This window comes from Sinomonas cellulolyticus, assembly GCF_014656475.1.
Classification (GTDB): domain Bacteria; phylum Actinomycetota; class Actinomycetes; order Actinomycetales; family Micrococcaceae; genus Sinomonas; species Sinomonas cellulolyticus.
The window spans coordinates 19,662-41,042 of record NZ_BNCM01000016.1 but is presented as its reverse complement, the minus strand read 5'-3'; the positions used below and the strand labels follow the sequence as shown (position 1 = coordinate 41,042).

Below are 21,381 nucleotides of genomic sequence, written 5' to 3'. Positions count from 1 at the left end.
GGTCCGACTACCCGGTCCAGTAGGCCTCGATCCGCCTGCAGGCGCGGGCCACGCCAGCGGAAGCGGACGCGGAGAGTTCCTCGAACAGTTCCGGCTCCACGCGCGGCGCCGGAGGCCTGCCGCCCTTGGTCCATGTCCCCACCGCTCGGCCGCCGAGGGTGACCATCGCTTTGAAGACGCCGTTGCTCCCCGGGATGAGCCGCTGCAGGTACGCCGGTGGAACAGACACGGAGCGGTCCGGGTATCCGATCGCGAGTTCGTCGAAACCCGGGACCGCCACGACTGCCCGTGCCCCGGCCCGCGAGTCCGCGAGCGCGGCGAGCTCGGGAACGCACCACAGGGCGCGTCCCTGCCATGAGACTCGCGCCGCCTGACTCGCCGCCGCCCCGAACGGTCCACGCACCCGGCCGAGCGGCTGGCCGATCCACCATGCGAAGTCCCTCTCGTCCACCGGGCCGTGGGAGGCGATGTACCGCCCGGCGAGGTGCTCGAGGGCGTCATCGCCGCCAAGCCCTGAGCGGGCTGGGAGCCACTCGTCGGCGAGCCGGAACTCCTGCTGGCGCCCCCGCAGCGGCCCCTGCACGAGCACGAGCCGGTGGCTCAGGATCGAGAGGAGGTGGATGCCCCGCTGGGCGCGGGTGGGCTGTCCGGCGGCCTCGAACGCCTCGAAGAGCTCCGCGCGCGTCATGCCCGCGCCGCCGGCCAGCCGGTCCTCCGCGGCCTTCCGCGCGGATGCCACGTCCTCCTCCCCGATCCCGAGACCGCGATGACGGGCTGCAGCGGAGCGCATCACCCTCTCGGACGCGAGCTCCACGAACGTCCGCGCGTCCTCGGCCGCGACCGTGAACAGCGTGCCGCGCATGGTCCACGTGCGCACGACGGCGCCGGCCGCCAGTGCGGCCGTGACCGCCGACGCTGTGCCGCCCTCAGTGCGGAGCCCGACCGCGAGGAGACCCGATTGGAGGTCCTGGCTCTGGAGTGCCGTCATGCGGCGGACAGCCGCCGCCGGGTCCGCCGCGGGCCCGAGTGCAGACCCCACTGAGGCGGCCGGAAGCAGGGCCTGCGCGGCGAGCCTGAGGCGCGCGAGCGTCGTCGTGCTCACGGGCGTGCCAGAGGGTTCCATGAGGCCATCATCGCGCGGCAAGGGGACAGATGCCGTCCGCATCCGTACCCAACACCGGGAGGAGTCAGCGCTCGAGGAGCAGTGCGTCGCCCTGTCCGCCGCCGCCGCAGAGCGCCACGGCCGCCCGGCCGGAGCCGCGCCTCAGGAGCTCGTGCACCGCTGTGACGACCACCCGGGCACCCGAGGCACCGATCGGGTGCCCGATCGCGATGGCCCCGCCGTTGACGTTGACGCGGTCCATGGGCACGCCGAGGAGATCTGCCGAGTGCGCCGCGACGGTGGCGAACGCCTCGTTGATCTCCACGATGTCGAGCTCGCCGGCGGCCCAGCCCTCGCGTGCCAGCGCCGCGCCGATGGCCTGCGCGGGCTTGTCGGGCAGGCTCGTGTCCGGCCCGGCGATCTGGCCGTGCGCCCGCACGACGGCGAGCGCCTCCAAGCCGCGCCGCTCGGCTTCCGCGCGGGTCGTCAGTACCACCGCGGAGGCGCCGTCCGAGATGGGCGATGCATTGCCCGCGGTCACCGTCCCGTCCGCCGAGAAGGCCGGCCGCAGCTTCGCGAGCGTCTCCGGGGTCGAGTCGGGCCGGATGCCCTCGTCCTCGGACACCTCGAGCACCGCGCCCTTGCGCTGGGGGACCTTCACCGGAATGATCTCCTCGGCCCAGACCCCTGCAGCCTGGGCGGTGCCGGCCCGCACGTGCGAGGCTGCTGCGACAGCGTCGGCGGTCTCGCGTGTGAGGCCGAGAGCGGCGTTGGCCCTGTCGGTCGCGAGCCCCATGGCCTCGTGGTCGAACGCGTCCGTGAGGCCGTCGTGGGCCGTCGAGTCCACGAGCTCCATCGGCCCGTACGCCGAGCCGGTGCGGGTGCCGCCCAGGAGCCTCGGCGCCTGGCTCATGGATTCCTGGCCCCCTGCCACGACGACGGCCGCCTCGCCGAGCCGCAGCATCCGCGCCGCTTCGATGACGGCGGAGAGGCCCGAGAGGCAGACCTTGTTGACGGTGATGGCCGGGGCCGTGAGCGGGATGCCCGCCGCAACCGCCGACTGCCGCGCCGGGTTCTGGCCGGCGCCGCCCTGGAGGACGTGGCCCATGATGACCGCGTCCACGTCCTCGGCCGGGACGCCCGCGCGTCCGAGTGCCCCGGCGATGGCCGCGCCGCCCAGCTCGACCGCGGACAGCGCGGAGAGCTGCCCGAGGAGCTTGCCCTGGGGTGTGCGTGCGGCTCCGACGATGACGACGTCGTCAGGGGCATTCCGCGCAGGGACGTGACCCCTCATCGTTGTGGGGTCATGTCCCTGCGTTGTGGGGGCATGTGCCTGCGTTGAGGGGTCATGTCCCTGGCCATCGGGGCGGCCACCTGTGCTGGCATTCTGGGTCTCGGTCATCGGGCTCCTTCCGCTGCCGCAAGGGCGCGCAGCTCGTGCTTGAGTGTCTTGCCCGTGGAGGTCTTGGGCAGCTCGTCGGTGAAGTGGATCTCGCGCGGGACCTTGAACCCGGCCAGCAGGCCGCGGACATGGCCGGACAGGGTCTCCGCGGTGAGCTGTGACGCGCTCGCGCGGACCACGAAGGCCACGGGCCGTTCGCCCCAGCGCGCGTCCGGCATCCCGATCACGGCCACGTCGAGGACCTCGGGGTGCGAGACGATGGCCTGCTCCACCTCGATCGTCGAGATGTTCTCGCCGCCGGAGATCACAATGTCCTTGGCCCGGTCCTTGAGCTGGATGTACCCGTCCGGGTGCATAACGCCGAGGTCTCCCGTGTGGAACCAGCCGCCGGCGAACGCCCGCTCGGTCGCCTCCGGATCCTTGTAGTAGCCGAGCATCACGTTGTTGCCGCGCAGGACGATCTCGCCGAGGGTCTCGCCGTCCGCCGGGACATCCTTCAGCCCGTCGACCGCCCCGACCTCCACGACCCTGGCGGTCTCGGCCTGGACCATGCCCACGCCCTGACGGGACAGCTTCGCGGCGCGCTCGTCGGCGGGGAGCCCGTCCCACGCCGTCTGGTACTCGCAGATCGTGTAGGGCCCGTAGACCTCGGTCAGTCCGTACACGTGCACCACCTGCACTCCGAGGTCGGAGAGGCGGCGGATGATGGTGGGCGACGGCGGTGCTCCCGCCGTCGTGATCCTGAGCGGTGAGACGAGGACGTGCGCCTCGTCGGCATCCGCGATGATCGAGCATACGGTGGGGGCTCCGCAGAGGTGGGTCACGCCGTCGTCGAGCGCGGCCCACACGGGCCCGGGCCGCACGGCGCGGAGGCATACGTGGGTGCCTGCCGCCGCCGTGACCGCCCAGGGCGTGCACCAGCCGTTGCAGTGGAACATCGGCAGCGTCCACAGGTAGCGGGTCGCCCCGTCGAAGCCCTGGTGGTGTGCCTCGCCGAGCGCGTTGAGGTAGGCGCCGCGGTGCGAGTAGAGCACGCCCTTGGGCTTGCCCGTGGTTCCGGAGGTGTAGTTGAGCGTGATGGGCGACTTCTCGTCGTCCACGCTCCACGGCAGGTCAGGCCCCTCGGGGGCGCCCGTGAGGAGGTCGGCGTACAGCTCGCGCACGACGCCGGCCGCATCCCCGGGCGCGCCGGTCGCCGGCGCGGTGGCCGCCGGCGCGGTGGCCGCCGCGGCGCCGGTAGCCGCGCCGGCCTCGGCATCGCGAATGACGACGACCGGCACCTCGGCGGCCGGACCGCCGAGCTCCGCGACGCCGTCGACCGTGGCGAGCAGCTCCGCGTCCGCGAACAGGAGCGCAGCCTCGGAGTGCTCGAGGATGTACTTCACCTCGTGGGCCGCGAGGCGGGTGTTGAGCGCTACGAGCACGCCGCCCGCGAGGGGTACGGCGAAATGCGCGATCAGCAGCTCCGGGACATTGGGGGCCAGGAAGGCCACGCGGTCACCGGGGGCGATGCGTGCCCTGAGCGCCTTGGCGAGACGCTGGGCCTCCGCAGCGAACTCGGCGTAGGTGTAGCTGCGGGAACCGTGCTCGATCGCCGTCCGGTCGGGGAAGACGGCGGCCGAGCGCTCGAGGAACCGCAGCGGGGTGAGTGCTGAGTAGTTGGCCTGCATCGGGGTCTCTCCTCCTCGCCTCAGGCGAAGGCGCTCATGCCGGTCACGTCGCGGCCGATCAGGAGGGCCTGCACGCTCTCGGTGCCCTCGTAGGTGTGGATCGACTCGATGTCCATCATGTGCCGCACCACGTGGTTCTCGAGGAGGATGCCGTTGCCGCCGAGCAGGTCCCGGGCCGTTGACGCGATGGCCCGGGCCTTGCGGGTGTTGTGGTACTTGGCCATGGACGCCTGGGTGGGTTGCATCCTGCCCTCGGCGTCGAGCCGGGCGAGATGGACGCAGTGCAGCTGCATGCTCGTGAGCTCGGCGAGCATCTGGGCGAGGCGGTCCTGGACGAGCTGGAACTTCGCGAGGGGCTTGCCGAACTGGACCCGCTGGCCGGCGTAGTTCACGGCCGCCTCGTACGCCGCGGTGGCGTGGCCGAGCGCCGACCACGCGACGCCGAGGCGGGTGGCCACGAGCACCTTCGAGGTGTCCTTGAACGTCTTGGCCCCGGGGAGGACGTTGGCCTGGGGAATCCGGACGCCCTCGAGGCGGATGCGGGCCTGGTGGATGGCGCGGAGGGATCCCTTGCCCTCGATCACCTCGGCCTCATAGCCGGGGGCGTCCTGCTCGACCAGGAAGCCGCGCACATTGCCCTCCTCGTCGCGGGCCCACACCACCGTCACGCCGCCGGAGGCGCCGTTGCCGATCCACTTCTTCTCGCCGTCGAGGACCCACTCGTCCCCGACCAGGCGGGCAGTCGTCTCGAGGGAGACCGAGTCTGAGCCGTGGTCCGGCTCGGTCAGGGCGAACGAGCCGAGCTCCTCGCCGCGGGCGAGCGGCCCGAGCCACCGCTCCTTCTGCTCCGCCGAGCCGTGGAAGGCGATCGAGCGCAGGGCCAGGCCGCCCTGGACGGCCACGACCGTGCCGAGGGAGCCGTCGCCGCGGGAGATCTCCATGTTCACCAGGCCTGCCGCGAGGGGGCTCATCGGTTCGAGGCCCGGCACCTCGATGCCGTCCGCGAGCAGGTTCAGCTCCCCCATCCGCTTGACCAGGTGGAGCGGGTACTCCGCGCGGTCCCAGTACTCGTTCATCTGGGGCAGGGCCTCGTCGCTGAAGCTTCGGGCACGCTCCCAGTGGGCCCGGTCCTCGGCGGGGAGGTCGGCGAAGACTGAGTAGTAGTCCGTGTCGAGGGCGGCGGAGACGTCGTAGTCAGGCATGGGGATCCTTCGGAGGCGATGAGCGGTGATCGGTCAGGGAGTCAGGACTGGGGTTCGAGGAGGGGGGTGAGGCCACCGGCGGGGTAGTTGGCGCCGAGCACCATGCAGCGGTCGATGTCCTCATCCGATGCCACGACCCCCTCGGAGAGCATGATGCCGGCCTCTTCCGCGAGGGCGGCGCGGACGCGCTCGAGGACCCGGCGCTGGTCTACGGGCTCACCCTGGGCGGCACCGGGCGGCGTAAGAGCGGCGACCGAACGCGTCAGGAGGTCTGCCGCGTCGGGCGCGAGGCCGCCGTCGGCCGCGAGCAGGCGCTTCACCCCGGCGTCCGCGGCGGCAGCGAGCCACGGCGAGAGGGGGAACCGGTCGGGGTACGCGGCATGCATCGTGGCACAGATGTGCTGCTGCACCGCGGTGCCGATGTAGTCGATGAGGGTCAGCGGGGTCATCGGCAGGTTCCACGCGCCGAGCGCGCGGTCGACGGCGATCGGGTCGCCTCCCGCCTCGGCGGTTGCCTCGATCTCGGCCAGGACCTCAGCGAAGAGCCGCGTGAGGAGCCGGTTCACCACGAAGCCCGGGGCATCGGCGACCTGGACCGCCGTCTTGCCGAGCGCGGCCGCGAGCTCCATGGCTCGGGACATGGCCTTGTCGGACGCGACCGGGGTGCGCACGAGCTCGAGGAGGGGCAGGACCGCGACGGGGTTGAAGAAGTGGAAGCCGACCACACGCTCCGGGTGCGCGAGGCCCTCCGCCATGGCCAGGACCGAGAGCGAGGAGGTGTTGGTCAGCAGGAGCGCGTCCGGCGCGATGTGGGCCTCGGCCGCCGCGAAGACCTGGCGCTTGACGGCGAGCTCCTCGAAGACGGCCTCGATGACGGCGTCGCAGCCGGCGAAGTCCGCCGGGTCCGTGGTGCCGGTCACGAGCGCGGCGATCTCGTCCGCCTCCCCCTGCGCCAGACGGCCCCTGGACTCGGCCCGCTCGAGGCGGGACCGGATGCCGGCGAGGGCAGCCTCGACCCGCTCTGCCGAGAGGTCGCTCATGGTCACCGGCACGCGGAGCTGCTGGGCGAAGAGCATGGCCAGCTGGCTGGCCATGAGGCCGGCTCCGATGACGCCGACCGAACGGACGGGCGCGGGCGTGGCGGGAGCGGCGGGCGTCGGGGAGGCAAGCGTGGTGTGGGACACATGCCCATGTAAGCGTGAAACTGAGTCTCACGTCAAGTGAAACGGAGTTTCAGCTGGCGCCCAGCCTATGGCGGGTCCTCAGGGACGGCCCTCGAGCGCTTCCCTGACCTTCTGTGCCACGCCGGCCGGGTCCGCGGAGCGCGGGAAGACCGCCACGACGAGGTCGTCGCGCCGGTCGGCCGCGCCCGCACGGGGACCCGGTCCCACGCCGTACAGGCGCCGCACGGCGTCGAGCTCCGCCGTGAGGCGGGCGGCGTCGAAGCCGTCCTCCCCGCGCATCAGTCCGCGGAGGCAGTAGTTGTGGGTGGCGATGACGGTCGAGGCGAAGCGCACCGCGTCCAGGGCAGGCAGCCCGGGCACCGCCTGCCGCAGGTACCGCTGGAAGAGCCGTTCATAGCGGAAGGTCGTCACGAGCTCCTTGTCGCGCAGGCTCGGAACGCGGTTGACCACTTGGTAGCGCAGGTGTGCGAGTTCCCCGAGCGAGGCGAAGTGCCCGAAGACGAGGCCGGCGGCCCGGCACACGGCCTCCCACGGGTCGTCGTGGGGCTCGGCGAGGAAGGCCTGCGCCTGTTCGAGCAGAGTGTCGTGGTCGGCGAAGACCACGTCCTCCTTCGAGCGGAACTGGCGGAAGAAGGTGCTCCTGGACAGGCCAGCGGCGGCCGCGATCTGGTCGGCGCTCGTCGCCTCGTACCCGTGCTCGGCGTAGAGGCGCACGGCGGTTGCGGCGACGGCGAGACGGCGGGCAGCGTCCTGCTCGGCAGCGTCGGTCACAGTTCGAGCCCGATGAGGAGCGGCTCGTTGTGCAGCTCGATCCCGAACCGCGCACGCACACCGTCCCGCACCTCGCGGGCCAGGGCCAGGAGGTCCTTGGCGCTCGCGTCGCCGCGGTTGGTCAGGGCGAGAGTGTGCTTGGTGGAGAGGGATGCGCGGCCTCCCGAGACGCTGTCCGGGGCGAGGCCGTATCCCTTGGGGAAGCCCGCGTGGTCGATCAGCCACGCAGCGGAGGTCTTCACGAGCCCCTCCCCCGCCGGGTAGCGCGGCGCACCCTCGGGCAGCGCGGCTGCCTCGGCCTCGGTGAGCACGGGGTTGGTGAAGAATGAGCCCGTCGAATAGGTGTCCCGGTCCGCCGGATCGAGCACCATGCCCTTGGACGCGCGCAGGCGCAGCACCTCGCGGCGCACGTCCGTCGCGTAGGCACGCTGGCCCTGCTCGACACCGAGCGCCCTGGCCAGCTCCGCATACCGGACGGGAGCGCCCATGCGGCCGAGGGCCAGCTGGAACTCCACCGTGAGTACCACATACCGCGGGGAGCCGTCCACCGTGGTCCGCTTGAGGATCGAGTCGCGGTAGCCGAACGTCAGCTCGGACGGCACGAACGTCCGCACCGCTCCGGCCTCGCGGTCCCAGGTGCGGACCTGCCAGATGGTCTGGGACACGTCCTGCCCGTAGGCGCCCACGTTCTGGACGGGGGTGGCACCCGCCGAGCCCGGGATGCCCGAGAGGGCCTCGACTCCGCTCCAGGCATGATGGACCGCGTGCTCGACGAGGGCATCCCACGGGTGGCCGGCCTGGACCTGGACCGAGACGCCACCGCACGAGTCGGCAGAGTTGACCTCGAGGCCCTCCGACGCGATCTTCAGGACCGTGCCGGGGTAGCCGTCGTCGGAGACGATGAGGTTCGACCCGCCGGAGATGATGAGCAGCGGTTCGCCCGCGGCGTCCGCGGTGCGCACGGCGTCGATGATCTCGGCCTCGGTGCGCGCCACCTCGAACCGGGCTGCGGGGCCGCCCACGGCGGAGGTGGTCAGGGACGACAGGAGGGTCTGGCTCACCCGTCCAGCTTAGGCGGTGGCCGGGATGCCCGCCCTGCGCGCCGCCTGCCCGGCCAGCACCACCGAGACCACGACGAACAGCAGCACGGTCAGAAGCGAGTACCGCACGCCCGTGAACTCGGCGACGAAGCCCAGCAGCGGCGGCCCGCAGAGGAACGCGCCGTAGCCGATGGTCGAGACGACCGAGACCCTGGCGGCCGCATGCACCGGGTCGTCCGCGGCTGCGGACATGCCCACCGGGAATCCGAGCGACGCGCCGAGGCCCCACACGACGAGGCCCGCGAACGCGAGCCACAGCGCCGGCGCGAGCACGAACGTCGCGAGCCCCACGAGCGCGAGGACCCCGCACGCCCGCAAGGCGGTGACCCGCCCGTGGCGGTTGAGCACGGGGGTGCCGAGGAAGCGGCCAGCGGCCATGGCGCACACGAACACGCTGTACCCGGCCGCGCCCGTGGCCTGGGAGACCCCGTAGCCGTCTGCGAGTGCGAGCGCGACCCAGTCCCCCGCGGCACCCTCGGCGAGCGCAAGTCCCAGCACCATGACGCCGAGCAGGACCGTGCGGCGATCGCGCCATGCCGCCGCCACCTGGGCCCGGCCGCCCGGGGCCACCGCTCCTCGCGCGCCAACCGTCCCCGGCTCGCCTTCTGCTGTGGCGAGCACGGACGACGGCGCCCGCTCGCCGGCGGTGCCCCGCTCGCCGTCGTGCGTCTGGGCGCTTCCAAGAGACCTGCCCGCCTCCCGGTCGCGCCGCGCGATGTCAGCCCGCAGGAACGTGCCGGCGGTGACCACCGCGCCGGCCACCACGACCCCGGCGATCCCGAGGTGCCACGCGAGCGGCACGGAGGCCGCGGCGGCCCACGCGCCGAGGACCGCGCCGGCCACGGTGCCGATACTGAACGAGCCGTGGAGCCTCGGCATGATGAAGCGCTTCAGCGCACGTTCCACGGCGGCGCCCTCGACGTTCGAGGCGGTGTTCCAGCTCGCCGTCCCAAGCCCGATCACCGCGAAGCCCGCCGCGGCGACCACGGGAGCCCGGGCCACGCTCGCACCGAGCCCCAGGAGCACGAGGCCGGCCCCGACCAGCACCGATCCGGTCTGGATGGTGCGGGCGGATCCGAGCCGGATGACGATGAGGCCCGAGGCCGAGACGGACGCGAAGGAGGCCAGCGTCATGCACAGCAGCAGCAGGCCCACGCCGCCGGGCGTGAGGTCCAGGTCGGTCCTGAGGGCCGGGACGCGCGAGACCCAGCTTGAGAAGGCGAGGCCGCTCGCCGCGTAAGCGGCGACGACGGCGAGGTGCCACCGCCGCACCTGCTGTGGGACCGCTGCGGCCTGCGCCGCGGCGGGCACGCGCGCCATCGGGCCCGCTCAGCCCAGCCGGACGACGGCCTGCGCCTTGGTCAGCACGCGCTGGCCGTCGTTCGTGACGGTGAGGTCGATGCGAGCCGTCCGCGCGTCGGCGTCGAGGGCACCGACGGTCCCGACCACCTCGAGGATGGCTCCGGGCTCGTCCGTGCCCGTCGTGTCCGCCACGGGGACGGGCTTCGTGAAGCGCGTCTGGTAGTCCACCACGGCACCGGGGTCGCCGGCCCAGTCGGTCACGAGCTGGACGGCAGAGCCCATGGTGAACATGCCGTGGGCGATCACGCCGGGCAGCTCCACGGCGGTGGCGAAGTCGTTGTTCCAGTGGATCGGGTTGAAGTCCCCGGAGGCCCCTGCGTACTTGACGAGGTCGGCCCTCGTGACGGCGACCTCGCGGCGGCCGATCTCGGCGCCCTTCTCGAGGCTTTCGAATGCCGGCTTCCGGCTCACTGGCCCTCTCCCCTCACCAGGATCGACGACACGGTCGTCGCCACCTTGCCGCCGTCGCTTCCCTCGCCGGCGGCGGTGATCTCGGCGCGCGTGGTGATCATCGCTCCGCCGCCCATTGCGCGGACGGTGTCCACGTGGAGCTCGGCAACCAGGCGGTCCCCGGCGACGATCGGCCGATGGTGCGTGAAGCGCTGCTCGGCGTGCACCACGCGGGAGAAGTCGATGCCCGACTCGGGGTCAGCGATGAGCTGGGCGTCCGCGCGCTGGGCCACGATGATCGCGAACGTGGGCGGCGCGACGAGGTCCGCGTGGCCGAGAGCCCGCGCGGCCTCGACGTCGTAGTGGGCGGGATGCTCGGCCTTGACGGCGCGGGCGAACTCACGGATCTTCTCCCGGCCCACGTCGTACGCCTCGGCGGGCGGGTAGACGCGACCGGCGAGGTCGGGGTTGATGGCCATGGTGAAAGCCTATCGGGTGGGCCGGATGCTTCTCGCGGCCAGCATCGCCAAGTCTGGTCGACCTCGCGGGCTGCGCGTACCGTGCGGAACAGGCCCAGCGACCGGAGGTGCGCGATGCCCGATACCGGACTGCTGCTGGCGGTTGCGGAGATCGCCGGCATCTTCGTGGGGTTCGGCGCGCTCATCAGTGTGCGCAGCACGGATCCCGGAGATGCCGTGATCATCTCGTCGCTGCGCTTCGTCACCTGGGTGGGGGTCTGGATCCTGATCTCCTGCCTCGCCCCGGTGGCCCTCTCCCAATTGGGGTTCACGGGACACGTCCTGTGGCTCACGTGCGCCCTGTTCGCACTCGCCGCCCTCATCGCGCTGTGGCTGATGGACATCTCCTCTCCCGAGTCGAAGTCGTTCGCAAGGCTCTCATCCCGGTCGCTCCGAAGGCTGCGGGCCGTCTACGTCGGCGTGGGAGGACCCCTCGGCGCGGGACTCATCGCCTCGCTCGCTGCGGTGGCGCTGGGAATCTGGCCCGAGGCGGAGCGGGGCCTCTACTTCGCCGCGGTGGTCCTCGGGATGGCACTTGCCGGCTTCACCCTCCTGACGGTCGTCTTCATGGCGCCCCACAGATGAGGGGGTGCAGCCCTTCCCCGCCCCATGGATTGAAGATATGATGAATTCATCAATTCATCATTCGCGCGGCAGCGCGTTCCCGGAGGCACCATGTTCAGCGACCGCGAGGCCCCGCTCTACGAGATCAAGGCGAACCTGTTCAAGGGCCTCGCGCATCCGGCGCGCGTCCGCATCCTCGAGATCCTCGCCGACTCGCCCGGCCAGTCCTGCCCGGTGAGCACCCTCCTTGAGGGCACGGGGCTCGAGGCCTCCCACCTCTCGCAGCACCTCGCGACGCTGCGACGCCACGGCGTCGTCACGAGTGTGCGCACCGCCAACAGCGTCACCTACTCCCTGGCCCACCCGAAGATCGCCGAGCTCCTCGCGATCGCGCGCACCTTCCTCCTGGACACTCTCGCGGACGCACGCCAGCAGCTCGAGGCGGCGTCAGCGCTGCCCGGGTTCGGCACCGCCACGACGCACGACGGCGCGGCCTGAGTGGGCGCCGTCGGCTCACCGCGCGGGGGACTCACCCCGCGCGCCACCGCGTCCCGCCTCCTCCGCACCACCGCAGCCCTCCTCCCCCATCGCTCCGACTACGCCTCCCTGGGGCGGACCTGGCGGGGCGACCTCCTCGCCGGCGTCACCGTGGGAATTGTCGCCCTTCCCCTCGCCCTCGCCTTCGGCGTCAGCTCCGGAGTGGGCGCCGAGGCCGGACTCGTCACGGCGATCGTCGCCGGGTTCGTCGCAGCGGTGTTCGGGGGCTCGCACGTGCAGGTCTCGGGCCCCACCGGTGCCATGGTCGTGGTCCTCGCCCCCATCGTCGCCAGCCACGGCGTCGGTGCGGTCGCCCTGCTGTCCGTCCTGGCCGGGGCCATCGTCGTCCTGCTCGGCGCGTCCCGGCTCGGTCGGGCTGTGGCCTACATCCCCTGGCCGGTCGTCGAGGGGTTCACGCTGGGGATCGGCGTCATCATCTTCCTGCAGCAGGTCCCGGCTGCGGTGTCCTCTCACGTGCCAGCGGGGCTCAATACCGCGGTGGCCGCGGCTGAGGCGGTCGGCTCGGCGCCGTGGCCCCGCGCGGCGGCGAGCATCGGCGTCGTCGCGCTCGTTGCGGCGGTGACACTCCTGGTGCCGAAGATCCACCGCGCACTCCCGGCGAGCCTCATCGCGATCATCGCCGCAGCCCTCGCCGTGGGCCTCCTCGGGCTCGACGTCGAGCGGATCGGCGAACTGCCCATGTCGCTGCCCGCGCCTTCGCTCCCCGCCCTGGGGCTCTCGGACCTGCCCGCGCTCGGCGGCCCCGCCCTCGCGATCGCCGCGCTCGCCGCCATCGAATCGCTGCTCTCCGCCCGCGTCGCGTCCGGGCTCAACGGTCCGGACGGCCGCACCACGGGTCCCTACAACCCGGACCGGGAGCTTGTAGGCCAAGGCCTTGCCTCCGTCGCGGCCGGCCTGTTCGGCGGAATGCCCGCCACGGGGGCCATCGCCAGGACCGCGGTCAACGTCCGCTCCGGGGGCCGCTCACGGCTCGCGGCAGTCGTGCACGCGCTCGTGCTGCTCGGCGTCGTCTACCTCGCCGCGCCGCTCGTCGCGGAGATCCCGCTCGCCGCGCTCGCGGGGGTGCTCATGGTCACCGCGGCGCGCATGGTGTCGGTGCGGACGGCCCGGCGCATCCTCGGCTCGACCAGGCAGGACGCACTCGCCTTCGTCCTCACCGCCGTCATCACCGTCTCCTTCGACCTTATTGTGGCGATCCAGATCGGCCTCGTCGCCGCGGCACTGCTCACGCTGCGCCAGTTCGCGAAGCTCGGAGGGGTCCGGCGCGAGCCGATCCCCGGCCCCGCCCACGAGGGCGACGAGCACATCGCCGTCTTCCGCCTCGACGGGCTCATGTTCTTCGGTGCAGCCGAGCGCATCGTGGAGGAGATGACCTCCCAGTCCTCAGCCGGCGTGGACGTGGTCATCCTCAGGCTCTCGCAGCTGCGCTATCTCGACGCGACGGGGACGCAGGCGCTCGTCGAGGCGGTGCGGACGCTCGAGGCCCGGGGAATCACGGTTCTGCTCAAGGGGGTGCAGGAGCAGCATCTCGAACTCGTCCGGCGGGTGGGCGTCATCGCCGAGCTGCGCCACCATCGGCATCTCTTCGACTCCCTCGCAGACGCCGTCGAGCACGCGCGCAGCCATGTGCAGCGGGCGCACGCCCGGCCCCTCTGACCGGCGCGCCCTGCTCGACGGGCGCCGTCACTGGCGGGCGCGGCGCTTCGCGTCGCGGACGCGGATGCCGAGCCCCACGAGGTGGGCCATGAGACCGATCCCGATGACGGCGATCGACGCGTAGGTGAGCCACATGATGTGGCCGAAGTTGCCGACGATGCTCAGCACGATCCCGATGCCGAGGAAGGCCATGCCGGTGAACACGGTCTTCCTGTACAGGGGAGAGGAAGCCTCCCAGTAGTCGTTCGGCACAGCGGCCTAGAGCGCCGGCCGGACGCCGAAGGCGTTGGCGAGCTTCATGATCTTCTCGGCACGCCCCAGACGCGGAAGGTCGGAGCCGTCCCGGATGACGCGCCCGTTCGCTTCGAAGTCCTCCATGAAGTCCGAGGCCCACGCAACGTCGCTCGGCGTCGGGGAGATGACCTCGTTGATGACGGTCGTCTGGTCGATCGCGAGGCACAGCTTGCCGGTCATGCCCATCATCACCGTGATCGCACTCTGCTCGCGCAGGATGGGGTGGTTGGTTCCGACCGTCGGTCCGTCGATGGGGCCGGGGAGGTTGCCCACGCGCGAGGCGACGACGAGCTTGGCCCGCGGGTAGGCCATCGCCTCGGGGGTCGCGGCCATGCCGGTGTCGCGTCGGAAGTCGCCAGAGCCGAAGGCGAGGCGGAACGCGCCCTGGGCCTTCGCGATGTGGTTGGCCTCCTCGATGCCTACGGCCGACTCGACGAGCGGGATCACCGGGGTCTTGCCGTCCATCCGGTGGAAGCTCTCGGTCACCTGGTCGGCGGACTCAGTCTTGGCGAGCACGACGCCGAGCAGTCCCGGATTGCCGCGCAGCCCCGCCAGGTCGTCGGCCCAGAACGGGCTCGTGGCGTCGTTGACGCGGACCCAGGCACGGCCGCCGTCGGCAAGCCAGCGCGAGACGTTCTCGCGCGCATCGTCCTTGTGCGAGGGATCCACGGCATCCTCGATGTCGAGGATGACGGCGTCGGCGCGCGAGGCTGACGACTCGTCGAACAGCTCCGTCTTCATGGCGTTGACCAGAAGCCACGAACGGGCGATCTCGGGGCTGATCGTCCGGGCCGGCGCAGGTCGCGCAGCGGTGACCGGACGGGTCGAATCGGCGGAGGCTGTTGACGTCATGGGTCAACGGTATCGCCGCGCAGGGTGCCGACGCACATCGGCGCCAGCGCCCGTTCCCGCCAGGGCTATCAGACGTTTCCCAGCCAGTACCGCACGCTCCATCCGCCGCAGGCCTCCCACCATCGGATCCCGGCCGGCAGGCCGGGCGCGGCGCTGGCCTTGGCCGCGATGGGACCGACCTCCGTTGGCGCCGACCCGCTCACTGGCGCGGCAACGGACCCCTTGACCTTCTCGGGCATGACACTCTCCCTGACTGACTTTCCGTCGAAGAAGTGGGCTCCCCAGCCAACCCCGATGGATCCAGTTCAGAGCGCATCGATTTTTATGTCAAGCGATTTTATTAATTGCGGGGTGCTGCGTCCGGGAACTAGGCGAGGAACACCCTGCGCCCCGTGAGCTCCGCGGGGACAACGCGCACGAACAGGTCCCGCACGCCTCCCGCCCACGGCTCGTCTGCCATCTGGCCGAACAGTGCCGTGATCTCGTCGGTGTCCACCACGGCTTCCGCCCGGCCGCTCACCATGACGGACCAGCCCGACTTCTGGGCCGGCTGCGTCGCGTCGATCTGGAGCGCGACGCCCTCCTGCGGGAGGCTGTGGGAGACAGTTCCCCCGGGGGAGGTCCGGAAGTACACCGACCCCCGGAAGACGAGGTAGCCCACCGGGAAGACCGAGATCCGTCCCTCGTGCAGGAAGGCGAACCTGCCGACGCCCGAGGCGCCGAGCAGCGACCAGCACTGCTCGGCATCCAGCTCGTAGTCCTCGTGGCGGGCTCCCTGCCCGTAGAGGAAGCTTGCATTGGCCTCAGACATCGCTGCCCTCCCTGACGTGGTCTCACCCCACGGTATCCGGGCCTCGGGCGGCGCGGAAGTCGTCCCCGCGCCCGTGACGCGCGGCGTCGGCTGCTACCCCACCCGGACCCAGGCGGTCGCGTTGGCGGGGAGCTTGCCGCCTTCGACCTCTGCCGTGGCGAGCAGGATCTCACCCTCCGGCAACGGAGCGGGGGCGTCTCCGAAGTTGGTCACCACGTGCCAGGATCCCTGCGCCGTCGGCCGCGCGAAGTGCAGCACATCGTCGTCGGCCGCCCCGACCCACTCGAGACGCTCGGGGCCCTCGAGCTCGCGCCGGCGCGCGAGGGCGCGCCGATAGAAGGCAAGCGTCGAGTCGGAGTCGGCCTCCTCGGCGTCCACGGCGTAGTCCTTGAACCAGGCGGGCTGCGGCAGGTGGGACCCGTCGGAGCCGAAGCCGAAGGACGAGCCTTCCGCCGGAGAGGCCTTCCACGGCAGCGGTACGCGGCAGCCGTCGCGACCAACCTCCACTCCGCGGTTGCGGAAGAACGTGGGATCCTGGCGCTCGGTCTCCGGGATGCGGCCCACTTCCTGCAGTCCGAGCTCCTCGCCCTGGTACAGGTACGCAGACCCGGGCAGGGCAAGCATCAGCGCCGTCGCGGCCTGGGCGCGGCGGAGCCCGAGCGCCGCGTCGACCTCCGCAGGGTCCCCGCCGTCGAGCAGCCAGTCCTTCCCGTCGGCGCCCGCGATGCCCCGGCCCGAACCCTTCGGAAGGCCGTACCGCGTCGCGTGCCGCACCACGTCGTGGTTGGACAGGACCCACGTCGAGGAAGCGCCGGTGGCCGCAGCCTCGGCGAGGTTCTTCGTGATCACGTCGCGGAACTGGCCGGCGTCGAAGTCCGCTTGGAGGAGATCGAAGTTGAAGGCCTGGCCGAGTCCCTCGGGCGAGGCGTACTTGGCCCGACGGTCTGCGTGGACCCATGCCTCGGCCACCGCCGTGCGGGGTGGGTTGTATTCGTTGAGGACCTTGCGCCATTCGGCGTAGACGGAGTGGACCTCGTCACGGTCCCAGAGGGGGTGCTCGCCGGAGTCGAAGAGGTCGGCGCGGTGGATGGTGGCGAGGTCGTCGTGGATCCCCTCCATGTCCTTCTTGAGCCCGTGCGCGACGTCGACCCGGAATCCGTCCACGCCCCGGTCCGACCAGAAGCGCAGGGTGCGCAGGAAGTCCTCGTGCACCTCGGGGTTGTCCCAGTTGAGGTCGGGCTGCTCCTTGGCGAAGAGGTGGAAGTACCACTGGCCGGGGGTGCCGTCATTCTCCGTGACCCGCTCCCACGCGCCGCCGCCGAAGATCGAGGTCCAGCCGTTGGGGGGCAGCTCGCCATGCTCGCCCCGGCCGTCACGGAAGATGTAGCGGTCGCGGGCCGCGGAGCCGGGAGCGGAGGCGAGTGCCTCCCGGAACCACTCGTGGCGGTCGGAGGTGTGGTTCGGGACGATGTCCACGATCACCTTGATCCCGGCCGCGTGCAGCGCCGCCGCCATCTCGTCGAAGTCGTCCAGTGTGCCGAGGCGCGGATCGACGTCGCGGTAGTCGTCGACGTCGTACCCGCCATCCGCGAGCGCGGACGGGTAGAACGGGCTGAGCCACACGGCGTCGACCCCCAGCGCCGCGAGGTAGGGCACGCGCGACGTGATGCCTCGGAGGTCGCCGATGCCGTCGCCGTTGGAGTCCGCGAAGCTGCGGGGGTAGATCTGGTAGACGGCGGCCTGGCGCCACCAGTCGGCGGAGGGATTCGTGCGGTCGGGCTGGGCGGTGGGGGGCACCGGGGCTCCTGTTCGTGGGCGTCGCTGGACATGATGCATGCGGTGTGGCGGGGGGACCGGGCCAAGATTATATTTAGACTCTAAATCAAAGCCGCCCACCATTATTCGTCCCACGAGACGGGGAGGTCAAGGGGATGCGTTCAGGACCCGCCGCCGGGCCGCACGTCGTCCGGCTCGCGAACGCCGACACCGTCCTGCGCCGCCTCCAGGAAGCGGGCCATGCCGCAGCGCTGGCGGCCCATGGCCGGCCGCTGCCGGGCGGCGAGGCCGCGCCGGACTCCGCCCTCCGGCGGGGTGCGCTCACCGCCGGGGCCCTGGTCGACTCGACGGGACTCACCCGCGCCACCGTGATCGCCGTCTGCGAGGACCTCGTGCGCCGCGGGTGGGCGGTGGAGGCGGAGGCTCCAGCCGGCGCCCAGTCCAGGGGCCGACCGCCACGGGCGTTCGCCTTCCGGGCGGAGGCCGGCGTCGTCGTCGGCGTCGACATGGGGGCCGCCAAGACGACGGCGCTCGTCGCCGACCTGCTCGGCACCCCGCTGGCCACCGCCACCGGCGCCTTCCCGGCCGCGGCATCCGCGAGCGAGCGCGTGCGGATCGTGAGCGCGACGGCGCTCGACGCCCTTGCCGCTGCCGGCACCTCCCCGGAGAGGGTTCTGGCGATCGGCGCAGGCGTGGCCGCGCCCGTGGACCGCGACGGGCAGATCGCGATGCCGCGGGACTTCTGGCAGCAGTTTGACGTGGACCTCGCCGCCGGCCTGGCCCAGCGCCATGGATGGCCCGTGTTCCTCGAGAACGACGCCAATCTCGCCGCCCTCGCCGAGCAGTGGCGCGGTGCGGCGCGCGGCGTGGACGACGTCGCCGTCGTGCTCGCCGGGGAGCGCCTCGGAGCAGGGCTGCTGGAGTCCGGGCGGCTGCTGCGCGGCCGGCACGGAGGCGCCGGCGAGCTCTCCTTCCTGCGCCTCGTGGAGGGCTCCCCGGGCCCGCACGGAATCGGGCAGCTGGCACGGCTCTGGGGGGCCGAAGAGGCGGCGGCCTCGGGTCTCGCAGGACTCGCACCGGAGGAGGTGACCGCGGAGGCGGTCTTCGCCGCAGCGCACGACGGCGACCCGGCCGCCCTGCGCGTGCTGGCGCGCCTCACGGGACACGTGGCTCGGGCCGTGGCCGTCCTCGCCACGGTGTTCAACCCTGAGCTCGTGGTGCTCGGCGGCGCGGTCGCCGGGGCGGCGTCGGCGCTCCTGCCCGGCATCCGGGTCGCGCTCCCGGCCCTGACCGACACTCCCCCACGCCTCGAGGTCTCCTCCCTCGGCGGTGACGCCGTGGCGCTCGGGGCGGTGCGTCGAGCCCTGGACGACGTCGCCGAGCATGCGCTGGACCTTGAGCTCCCAGGCGAATAAATCCAACGTCTTGATTTTATGTGGGCGCTCCACTACCTTCGACAGTGGTCTCAATCACCACCACGGAACCTGCGCACCCCTCGTTCCCGTACACCACGGAGAACAGCAATGACCAATCCAACAGCACACCGCCGCCTTCTGGCCGTCCTCGCCGCCGGAGGGCTCGCGATCGGCGCCCTCGGCGCTGCCGCAGTGCCCGCCTCGGCTGACACCGGCCACACGGTCACCATGACCGAACACCAGCACGGATCCTGGACCGAGTACGGCGACACCGACTTCTGCACCGGTGACACCATCGCTCCCACCATCACGGGCAACTCCGTCATGCACGAGACCTTCTTCCCTGCCGGTGACGAGGTGTGGGGCACCTTCACCACCGAAGGGACGGGAAGCTTCCTCCAGCCCTCGAGCGGCCTCCTCTTCTCGGGCCGGGTGACGGTCTGGGGCAACTTCAACGTGAATGAGCAGAACTGGAACCAGACGTTCACGGCGTCGTTCCGGCTCTCCGCGGTGGGCCCTGACGGCGTGACACACTACGAGACCGGCCACGCCGTGGCACACGTGGCCTTCAATGCCGTCGATCCGGCCAACCCTGTCGTCTCGTTCGACTCGATGAACGCGACCTGCTCCTGACCCGCGCCGGGCTGCCCGGTCACGCGGGCAGCTTGGCCCGCAGCCACCGCATGAGCGGCTTGGCCGCCGCGTGCGCCGCCGCCGCGAGGCCGAAGCCGAGCGGCACCGCCGCCCAGCCCACGCCGACGAAGTCGGTGTGCGCGATCACGCCGGCCACGCACAGGACGGGATAGTGCCAGAGGTAGATCTCGTAGCTGATCTGCCCGACGTACGTGAAGGGCCGCCAGGAGAGGACCCGGCGGAGGGCGCCGTCCGGCCCGCGCAGGATGGCGAAGATGACCAGGAGCGTCCCCGCGGCAGCCGCGAGGGTGTCGAGCGTGGAGAGCGGGAAGAAGGACGAACGCACCACGGAGAACGCGATCAGGGCCAGGCCCGCCAGGCCGTGCCACGGGCGCGCGGCGGTCTCCGACCGGTGCAGCGCGAGCGCCAGCGCGCAGCCGGCCATGAGGCCGAAGGCGCGCAGGATGAAGGACATATGCCCCGAGCTGGCCTCCACGGCAAGGGCGGATACCGCGAGGGCGACGGCCGCCGTGCCGGCGACGGCGAAGGTGCCCCACTTCCGGCGGCGCCCGATCACGCGGGCGCCGTGCAGGAGCAGGACGAGCGCAATCGGCCAGAGGAAGTAGAACCACTCCTCGATCCCGAGGGTCCAGGTGTGCGCATAGGCGGAGAGGAGATCCTCGCCGGCCTCGGCACCGAGCGGCATGAGGTAGAACAGGGCCATCACCGAGCCCCACGCCGCGTTGCCGAGGCCCATGAGGACCGCCACGGGGACGAACACGACGGCGAGCATGATCACCAGCGCGGGGTACAGGCGCACCGCGCGGCGGAGGTAGAACCGACGCAGCGAGATCCGCCCCCGTGCCTCGTGCTCCTGGAGCAGCAGGGTCGTGATGAGGAACCCGGAGAGGGCGAAGAACACGTCCACGCCGCCCGCGCCGCCGAAGTGGAGGGGCATCACAGCGTGGTAGGCCACCACGAGGGTGATGGCGAGTGCACGAATGCCATCGAGCGCCGGGACGTAGCCCAGCCCCTGCGCGCGGGGCCGGGCCGGCGCCTGAGTCCGTCCTGTTCCTGTGACCGCTGTCCCTGTGACCGTCATCGTTTCCTCTCGTCGGGTCCGCGAGAGTGTAGCGGACCGTCCTTGAGACGCCTCTGAGGAACGGATACCCCGGCAGAGCGCACACGAAAAGGACCCCCGGTTTCCCAGGGGTCCTCGCCGTAGCGGTGCCGGGACTCGATCCCGGGACCTCACGATTATGAGTCGTGCGCTCTAACCAGCTGAGCTACACCGCCAGAGAGCCCCCCACGGGAATCGATCCCGTGACCTCCATCTTACCAAGATGGCGCTCTACCACTGAGCTAGGGGGGCAACAGACAGATACTTTACCGGAAGGCCCCGGACCTCACCAAATCGCGCGGCCGGTCCCCCGGGCGCCGCAGCGCAGCGACGGCGCCCTCCCCCGATGGCGCATGGGAGGGCGCCGCGCGGAGCTGGCGGCCGTCCCGCGGCTGCCTGTGGTTCGCTACGGCAGGCGCAGGATCTGGCCCGGGTAGATCGCATCGGGGTTCGGCAGGGTCTCCGCGTTCGCGGCAATCAGGGCGTCGCGGTCCACCCCGAACTGGGCGGCGATCCCGGAGAGGGTGTCGCCGGACTCGACGACGATCTCGCGGGGTGCCTCGGCCGTCTGAGCGGCGGGGGCTGCGCCCGGGGCCTCGGCGGCGGCCTGCGCGGTGGGAACCTCCTCGGTGGGCCCCTCGGCAACCGGAGCCGGAGTGGGAGCGTCCATCGTGGCCGTCTCGGCGGGGGTGAGCTCAGCGGCGGGAGCCGGAGCGGAAGCCGCCTGAGCCGTGGTGTCGTCCTGGTGCTGACGGTGGTGCAGGGCGTCCTGGACGTTCTCCTTCACACCCTCGACCGCGTTCTCGACGTTCTTCTTGATGTCATCCAGAAAACCCATGGGGAGACCTTTCATGTGGGCGGACCCCTGCCGGAGCTCGGCGGGAGCGGCTGACTTCCGCACAGTACCCCCGCACCGGTGGGCCGTACCAGAATGGCCCGCGCACGCTTCGCCATCGCCCCAGGGAACAGCGAAGCCCGCCCCCGTGCGGAACGGGGGCGGG

The 21,381-nt window shown here is 71.8% G+C and carries 22 protein-coding genes and 2 tRNA genes; 5 read left to right on the top strand and 19 right to left on the bottom strand.

Features of this window, described 5'->3' with window-relative positions; genetic code table 11:
• Window positions 1-7 precede the first annotated feature (7 nt).
• The 10 genes from IE231_RS16185 to IE231_RS16140 all read right to left on the bottom strand — a co-directional run bounded on the left by IE231_RS16185 (window position 8) and on the right by IE231_RS16140 (window position 10,662).
• Window positions 8-1,123: a winged helix DNA-binding domain-containing protein gene (locus IE231_RS16185; protein ID WP_189695031.1), complete on the bottom strand. Its 1,116-nt coding sequence runs from the start codon at window positions 1,121-1,123 to the stop codon at window positions 8-10.
• A gap of 64 nt (window positions 1,124-1,187) precedes the next feature.
• Window positions 1,188-2,396: an acetyl-CoA C-acetyltransferase gene (locus IE231_RS16180; protein ID WP_189695030.1), complete on the bottom strand. Its 1,209-nt coding sequence runs from the start codon at window positions 2,394-2,396 to the stop codon at window positions 1,188-1,190.
• Between the two features lie 104 nt (window positions 2,397-2,500).
• A complete protein-coding gene (locus IE231_RS16175) occupies window positions 2,501-4,174 on the bottom strand; it encodes an AMP-binding protein (protein ID WP_189695029.1) in 1,674 nt (557 codons plus the stop codon).
• A 20-nt stretch (window positions 4,175-4,194) separates the two neighbouring features.
• A complete protein-coding gene (locus IE231_RS16170; protein ID WP_189695028.1) occupies window positions 4,195-5,376 on the bottom strand; it encodes an acyl-CoA dehydrogenase family protein in 1,182 nt (393 codons plus the stop codon).
• Window positions 5,377-5,417: 41 nt separating this feature from the next.
• Window positions 5,418-6,560 carry a 3-hydroxyacyl-CoA dehydrogenase gene (locus IE231_RS16165; protein WP_189695027.1) on the bottom strand — a complete coding sequence of 381 codons (1,143 nt, stop codon included), beginning with the start codon at window positions 6,558-6,560 and terminating at the stop codon, window positions 5,418-5,420.
• A 78-nt stretch (window positions 6,561-6,638) separates the two neighbouring features.
• Window positions 6,639-7,331 carry a TetR/AcrR family transcriptional regulator gene (locus tag IE231_RS16160; RefSeq protein WP_189695026.1) on the bottom strand — a complete coding sequence of 231 codons (693 nt, stop codon included), beginning with the start codon at window positions 7,329-7,331 and terminating at the stop codon, window positions 6,639-6,641.
• Window positions 7,328-8,392 (bottom strand): UDP-N-acetylmuramate dehydrogenase, encoded by a 1,065-nt coding sequence (locus IE231_RS16155; RefSeq protein ID WP_189695025.1) that lies wholly within the window; start codon window positions 8,390-8,392, stop codon window positions 7,328-7,330. The genes IE231_RS16160 and IE231_RS16155 overlap by 4 nt, the downstream gene beginning before the upstream one ends.
• Before the next feature lie 9 nt (window positions 8,393-8,401).
• Window positions 8,402-9,751, bottom strand: a complete 1,350-nt coding sequence (locus IE231_RS16150) for an MFS transporter (RefSeq protein WP_189695024.1) — start codon at window positions 9,749-9,751, stop codon at window positions 8,402-8,404.
• Window positions 9,752-9,760: 9 nt separating this feature from the next.
• On the bottom strand, window positions 9,761-10,204 hold the full coding sequence (locus tag IE231_RS16145) for a MaoC family dehydratase (protein WP_189695023.1): 444 nt from the start codon (window positions 10,202-10,204) through the stop codon (window positions 9,761-9,763).
• Window positions 10,201-10,662 (bottom strand): FAS1-like dehydratase domain-containing protein, encoded by a 462-nt coding sequence (locus tag IE231_RS16140; RefSeq protein ID WP_189695022.1) that lies wholly within the window; start codon window positions 10,660-10,662, stop codon window positions 10,201-10,203. Before IE231_RS16140 ends, IE231_RS16145 begins: the two co-directional genes overlap by 4 nt.
• A gap of 114 nt (window positions 10,663-10,776) precedes the next feature.
• On the opposite strand from IE231_RS16140, the gene IE231_RS16135 reads away from it, so the two are divergent.
• From IE231_RS16135 to IE231_RS16125, 3 genes are all read left to right on the top strand, one after another.
• Window positions 10,777-11,286, top strand: a complete 510-nt coding sequence (locus IE231_RS16135; protein ID WP_189695021.1) for a hypothetical protein — start codon at window positions 10,777-10,779, stop codon at window positions 11,284-11,286.
• Window positions 11,287-11,376: 90 nt separating this feature from the next.
• On the top strand, window positions 11,377-11,763 hold the full coding sequence (locus IE231_RS16130; RefSeq protein ID WP_189695020.1) for an ArsR/SmtB family transcription factor: 387 nt from the start codon (window positions 11,377-11,379) through the stop codon (window positions 11,761-11,763).
• Window positions 11,764-13,479 carry a SulP family inorganic anion transporter gene (locus IE231_RS16125; RefSeq protein ID WP_189695019.1) on the top strand — a complete coding sequence of 572 codons (1,716 nt, stop codon included), beginning with the start codon at window positions 11,764-11,766 and terminating at the stop codon, window positions 13,477-13,479. It begins immediately after the preceding gene.
• A gap of 27 nt (window positions 13,480-13,506) precedes the next feature.
• On the opposite strand, the gene IE231_RS16120 is transcribed toward IE231_RS16125, so the two are convergent.
• The 5 genes from IE231_RS16120 to IE231_RS16100 all read right to left on the bottom strand — a co-directional run bounded on the left by IE231_RS16120 (window position 13,507) and on the right by IE231_RS16100 (window position 17,272).
• Window positions 13,507-13,683, bottom strand: coding sequence for a hypothetical protein (locus tag IE231_RS16120; protein WP_189695018.1), 177 nt, complete (start codon window positions 13,681-13,683; stop codon window positions 13,507-13,509).
• Window positions 13,684-13,737: 54 nt separating this feature from the next.
• Window positions 13,738-14,625 (bottom strand): HpcH/HpaI aldolase/citrate lyase family protein, encoded by an 888-nt coding sequence (locus IE231_RS16115; protein WP_189695017.1) that lies wholly within the window; start codon window positions 14,623-14,625, stop codon window positions 13,738-13,740.
• A 68-nt stretch (window positions 14,626-14,693) separates the two neighbouring features.
• A complete protein-coding gene (locus IE231_RS16110) occupies window positions 14,694-14,864 on the bottom strand; it encodes a hypothetical protein (protein WP_189695016.1) in 171 nt (56 codons plus the stop codon).
• A gap of 128 nt (window positions 14,865-14,992) precedes the next feature.
• Window positions 14,993-15,436 carry a pyridoxamine 5'-phosphate oxidase family protein gene (locus IE231_RS16105; RefSeq protein ID WP_189695015.1) on the bottom strand — a complete coding sequence of 148 codons (444 nt, stop codon included), beginning with the start codon at window positions 15,434-15,436 and terminating at the stop codon, window positions 14,993-14,995.
• 93 nt (window positions 15,437-15,529) lie between these two features.
• Window positions 15,530-17,272 (bottom strand): glycoside hydrolase family 13 protein, encoded by a 1,743-nt coding sequence (locus IE231_RS16100; RefSeq protein ID WP_189695014.1) that lies wholly within the window; start codon window positions 17,270-17,272, stop codon window positions 15,530-15,532.
• Between the two features lie 95 nt (window positions 17,273-17,367).
• Between IE231_RS16100 and IE231_RS16095 the strand changes: the two genes are divergently transcribed.
• Both IE231_RS16095 and IE231_RS16090 read left to right on the top strand, forming a co-directional pair.
• Window positions 17,368-18,627 carry an ROK family protein gene (locus tag IE231_RS16095; protein WP_189695013.1) on the top strand — a complete coding sequence of 420 codons (1,260 nt, stop codon included), beginning with the start codon at window positions 17,368-17,370 and terminating at the stop codon, window positions 18,625-18,627.
• Window positions 18,628-18,735: 108 nt separating this feature from the next.
• Window positions 18,736-19,260: a hypothetical protein gene (locus IE231_RS16090; RefSeq protein ID WP_189695012.1), complete on the top strand. Its 525-nt coding sequence runs from the start codon at window positions 18,736-18,738 to the stop codon at window positions 19,258-19,260.
• Between the two features lie 19 nt (window positions 19,261-19,279).
• Here the strand turns inward: IE231_RS16090 and IE231_RS16085 are convergent, their stop codons facing one another.
• From IE231_RS16085 to IE231_RS16070, 4 genes are all read right to left on the bottom strand, one after another.
• A complete protein-coding gene (locus tag IE231_RS16085; RefSeq protein ID WP_189695011.1) occupies window positions 19,280-20,362 on the bottom strand; it encodes an acyltransferase family protein in 1,083 nt (360 codons plus the stop codon).
• Window positions 20,363-20,482: 120 nt separating this feature from the next.
• Window positions 20,483-20,556, bottom strand: a tRNA-Met gene (locus tag IE231_RS16080).
• A 4-nt stretch (window positions 20,557-20,560) separates the two neighbouring features.
• Window positions 20,561-20,632 (bottom strand) — tRNA-Thr (locus IE231_RS16075).
• Between the two features lie 154 nt (window positions 20,633-20,786).
• Window positions 20,787-21,218 (bottom strand): LysM peptidoglycan-binding domain-containing protein, encoded by a 432-nt coding sequence (locus IE231_RS16070; RefSeq protein WP_189695010.1) that lies wholly within the window; start codon window positions 21,216-21,218, stop codon window positions 20,787-20,789.
• Window positions 21,219-21,381: the final 163 nt, after the last annotated feature.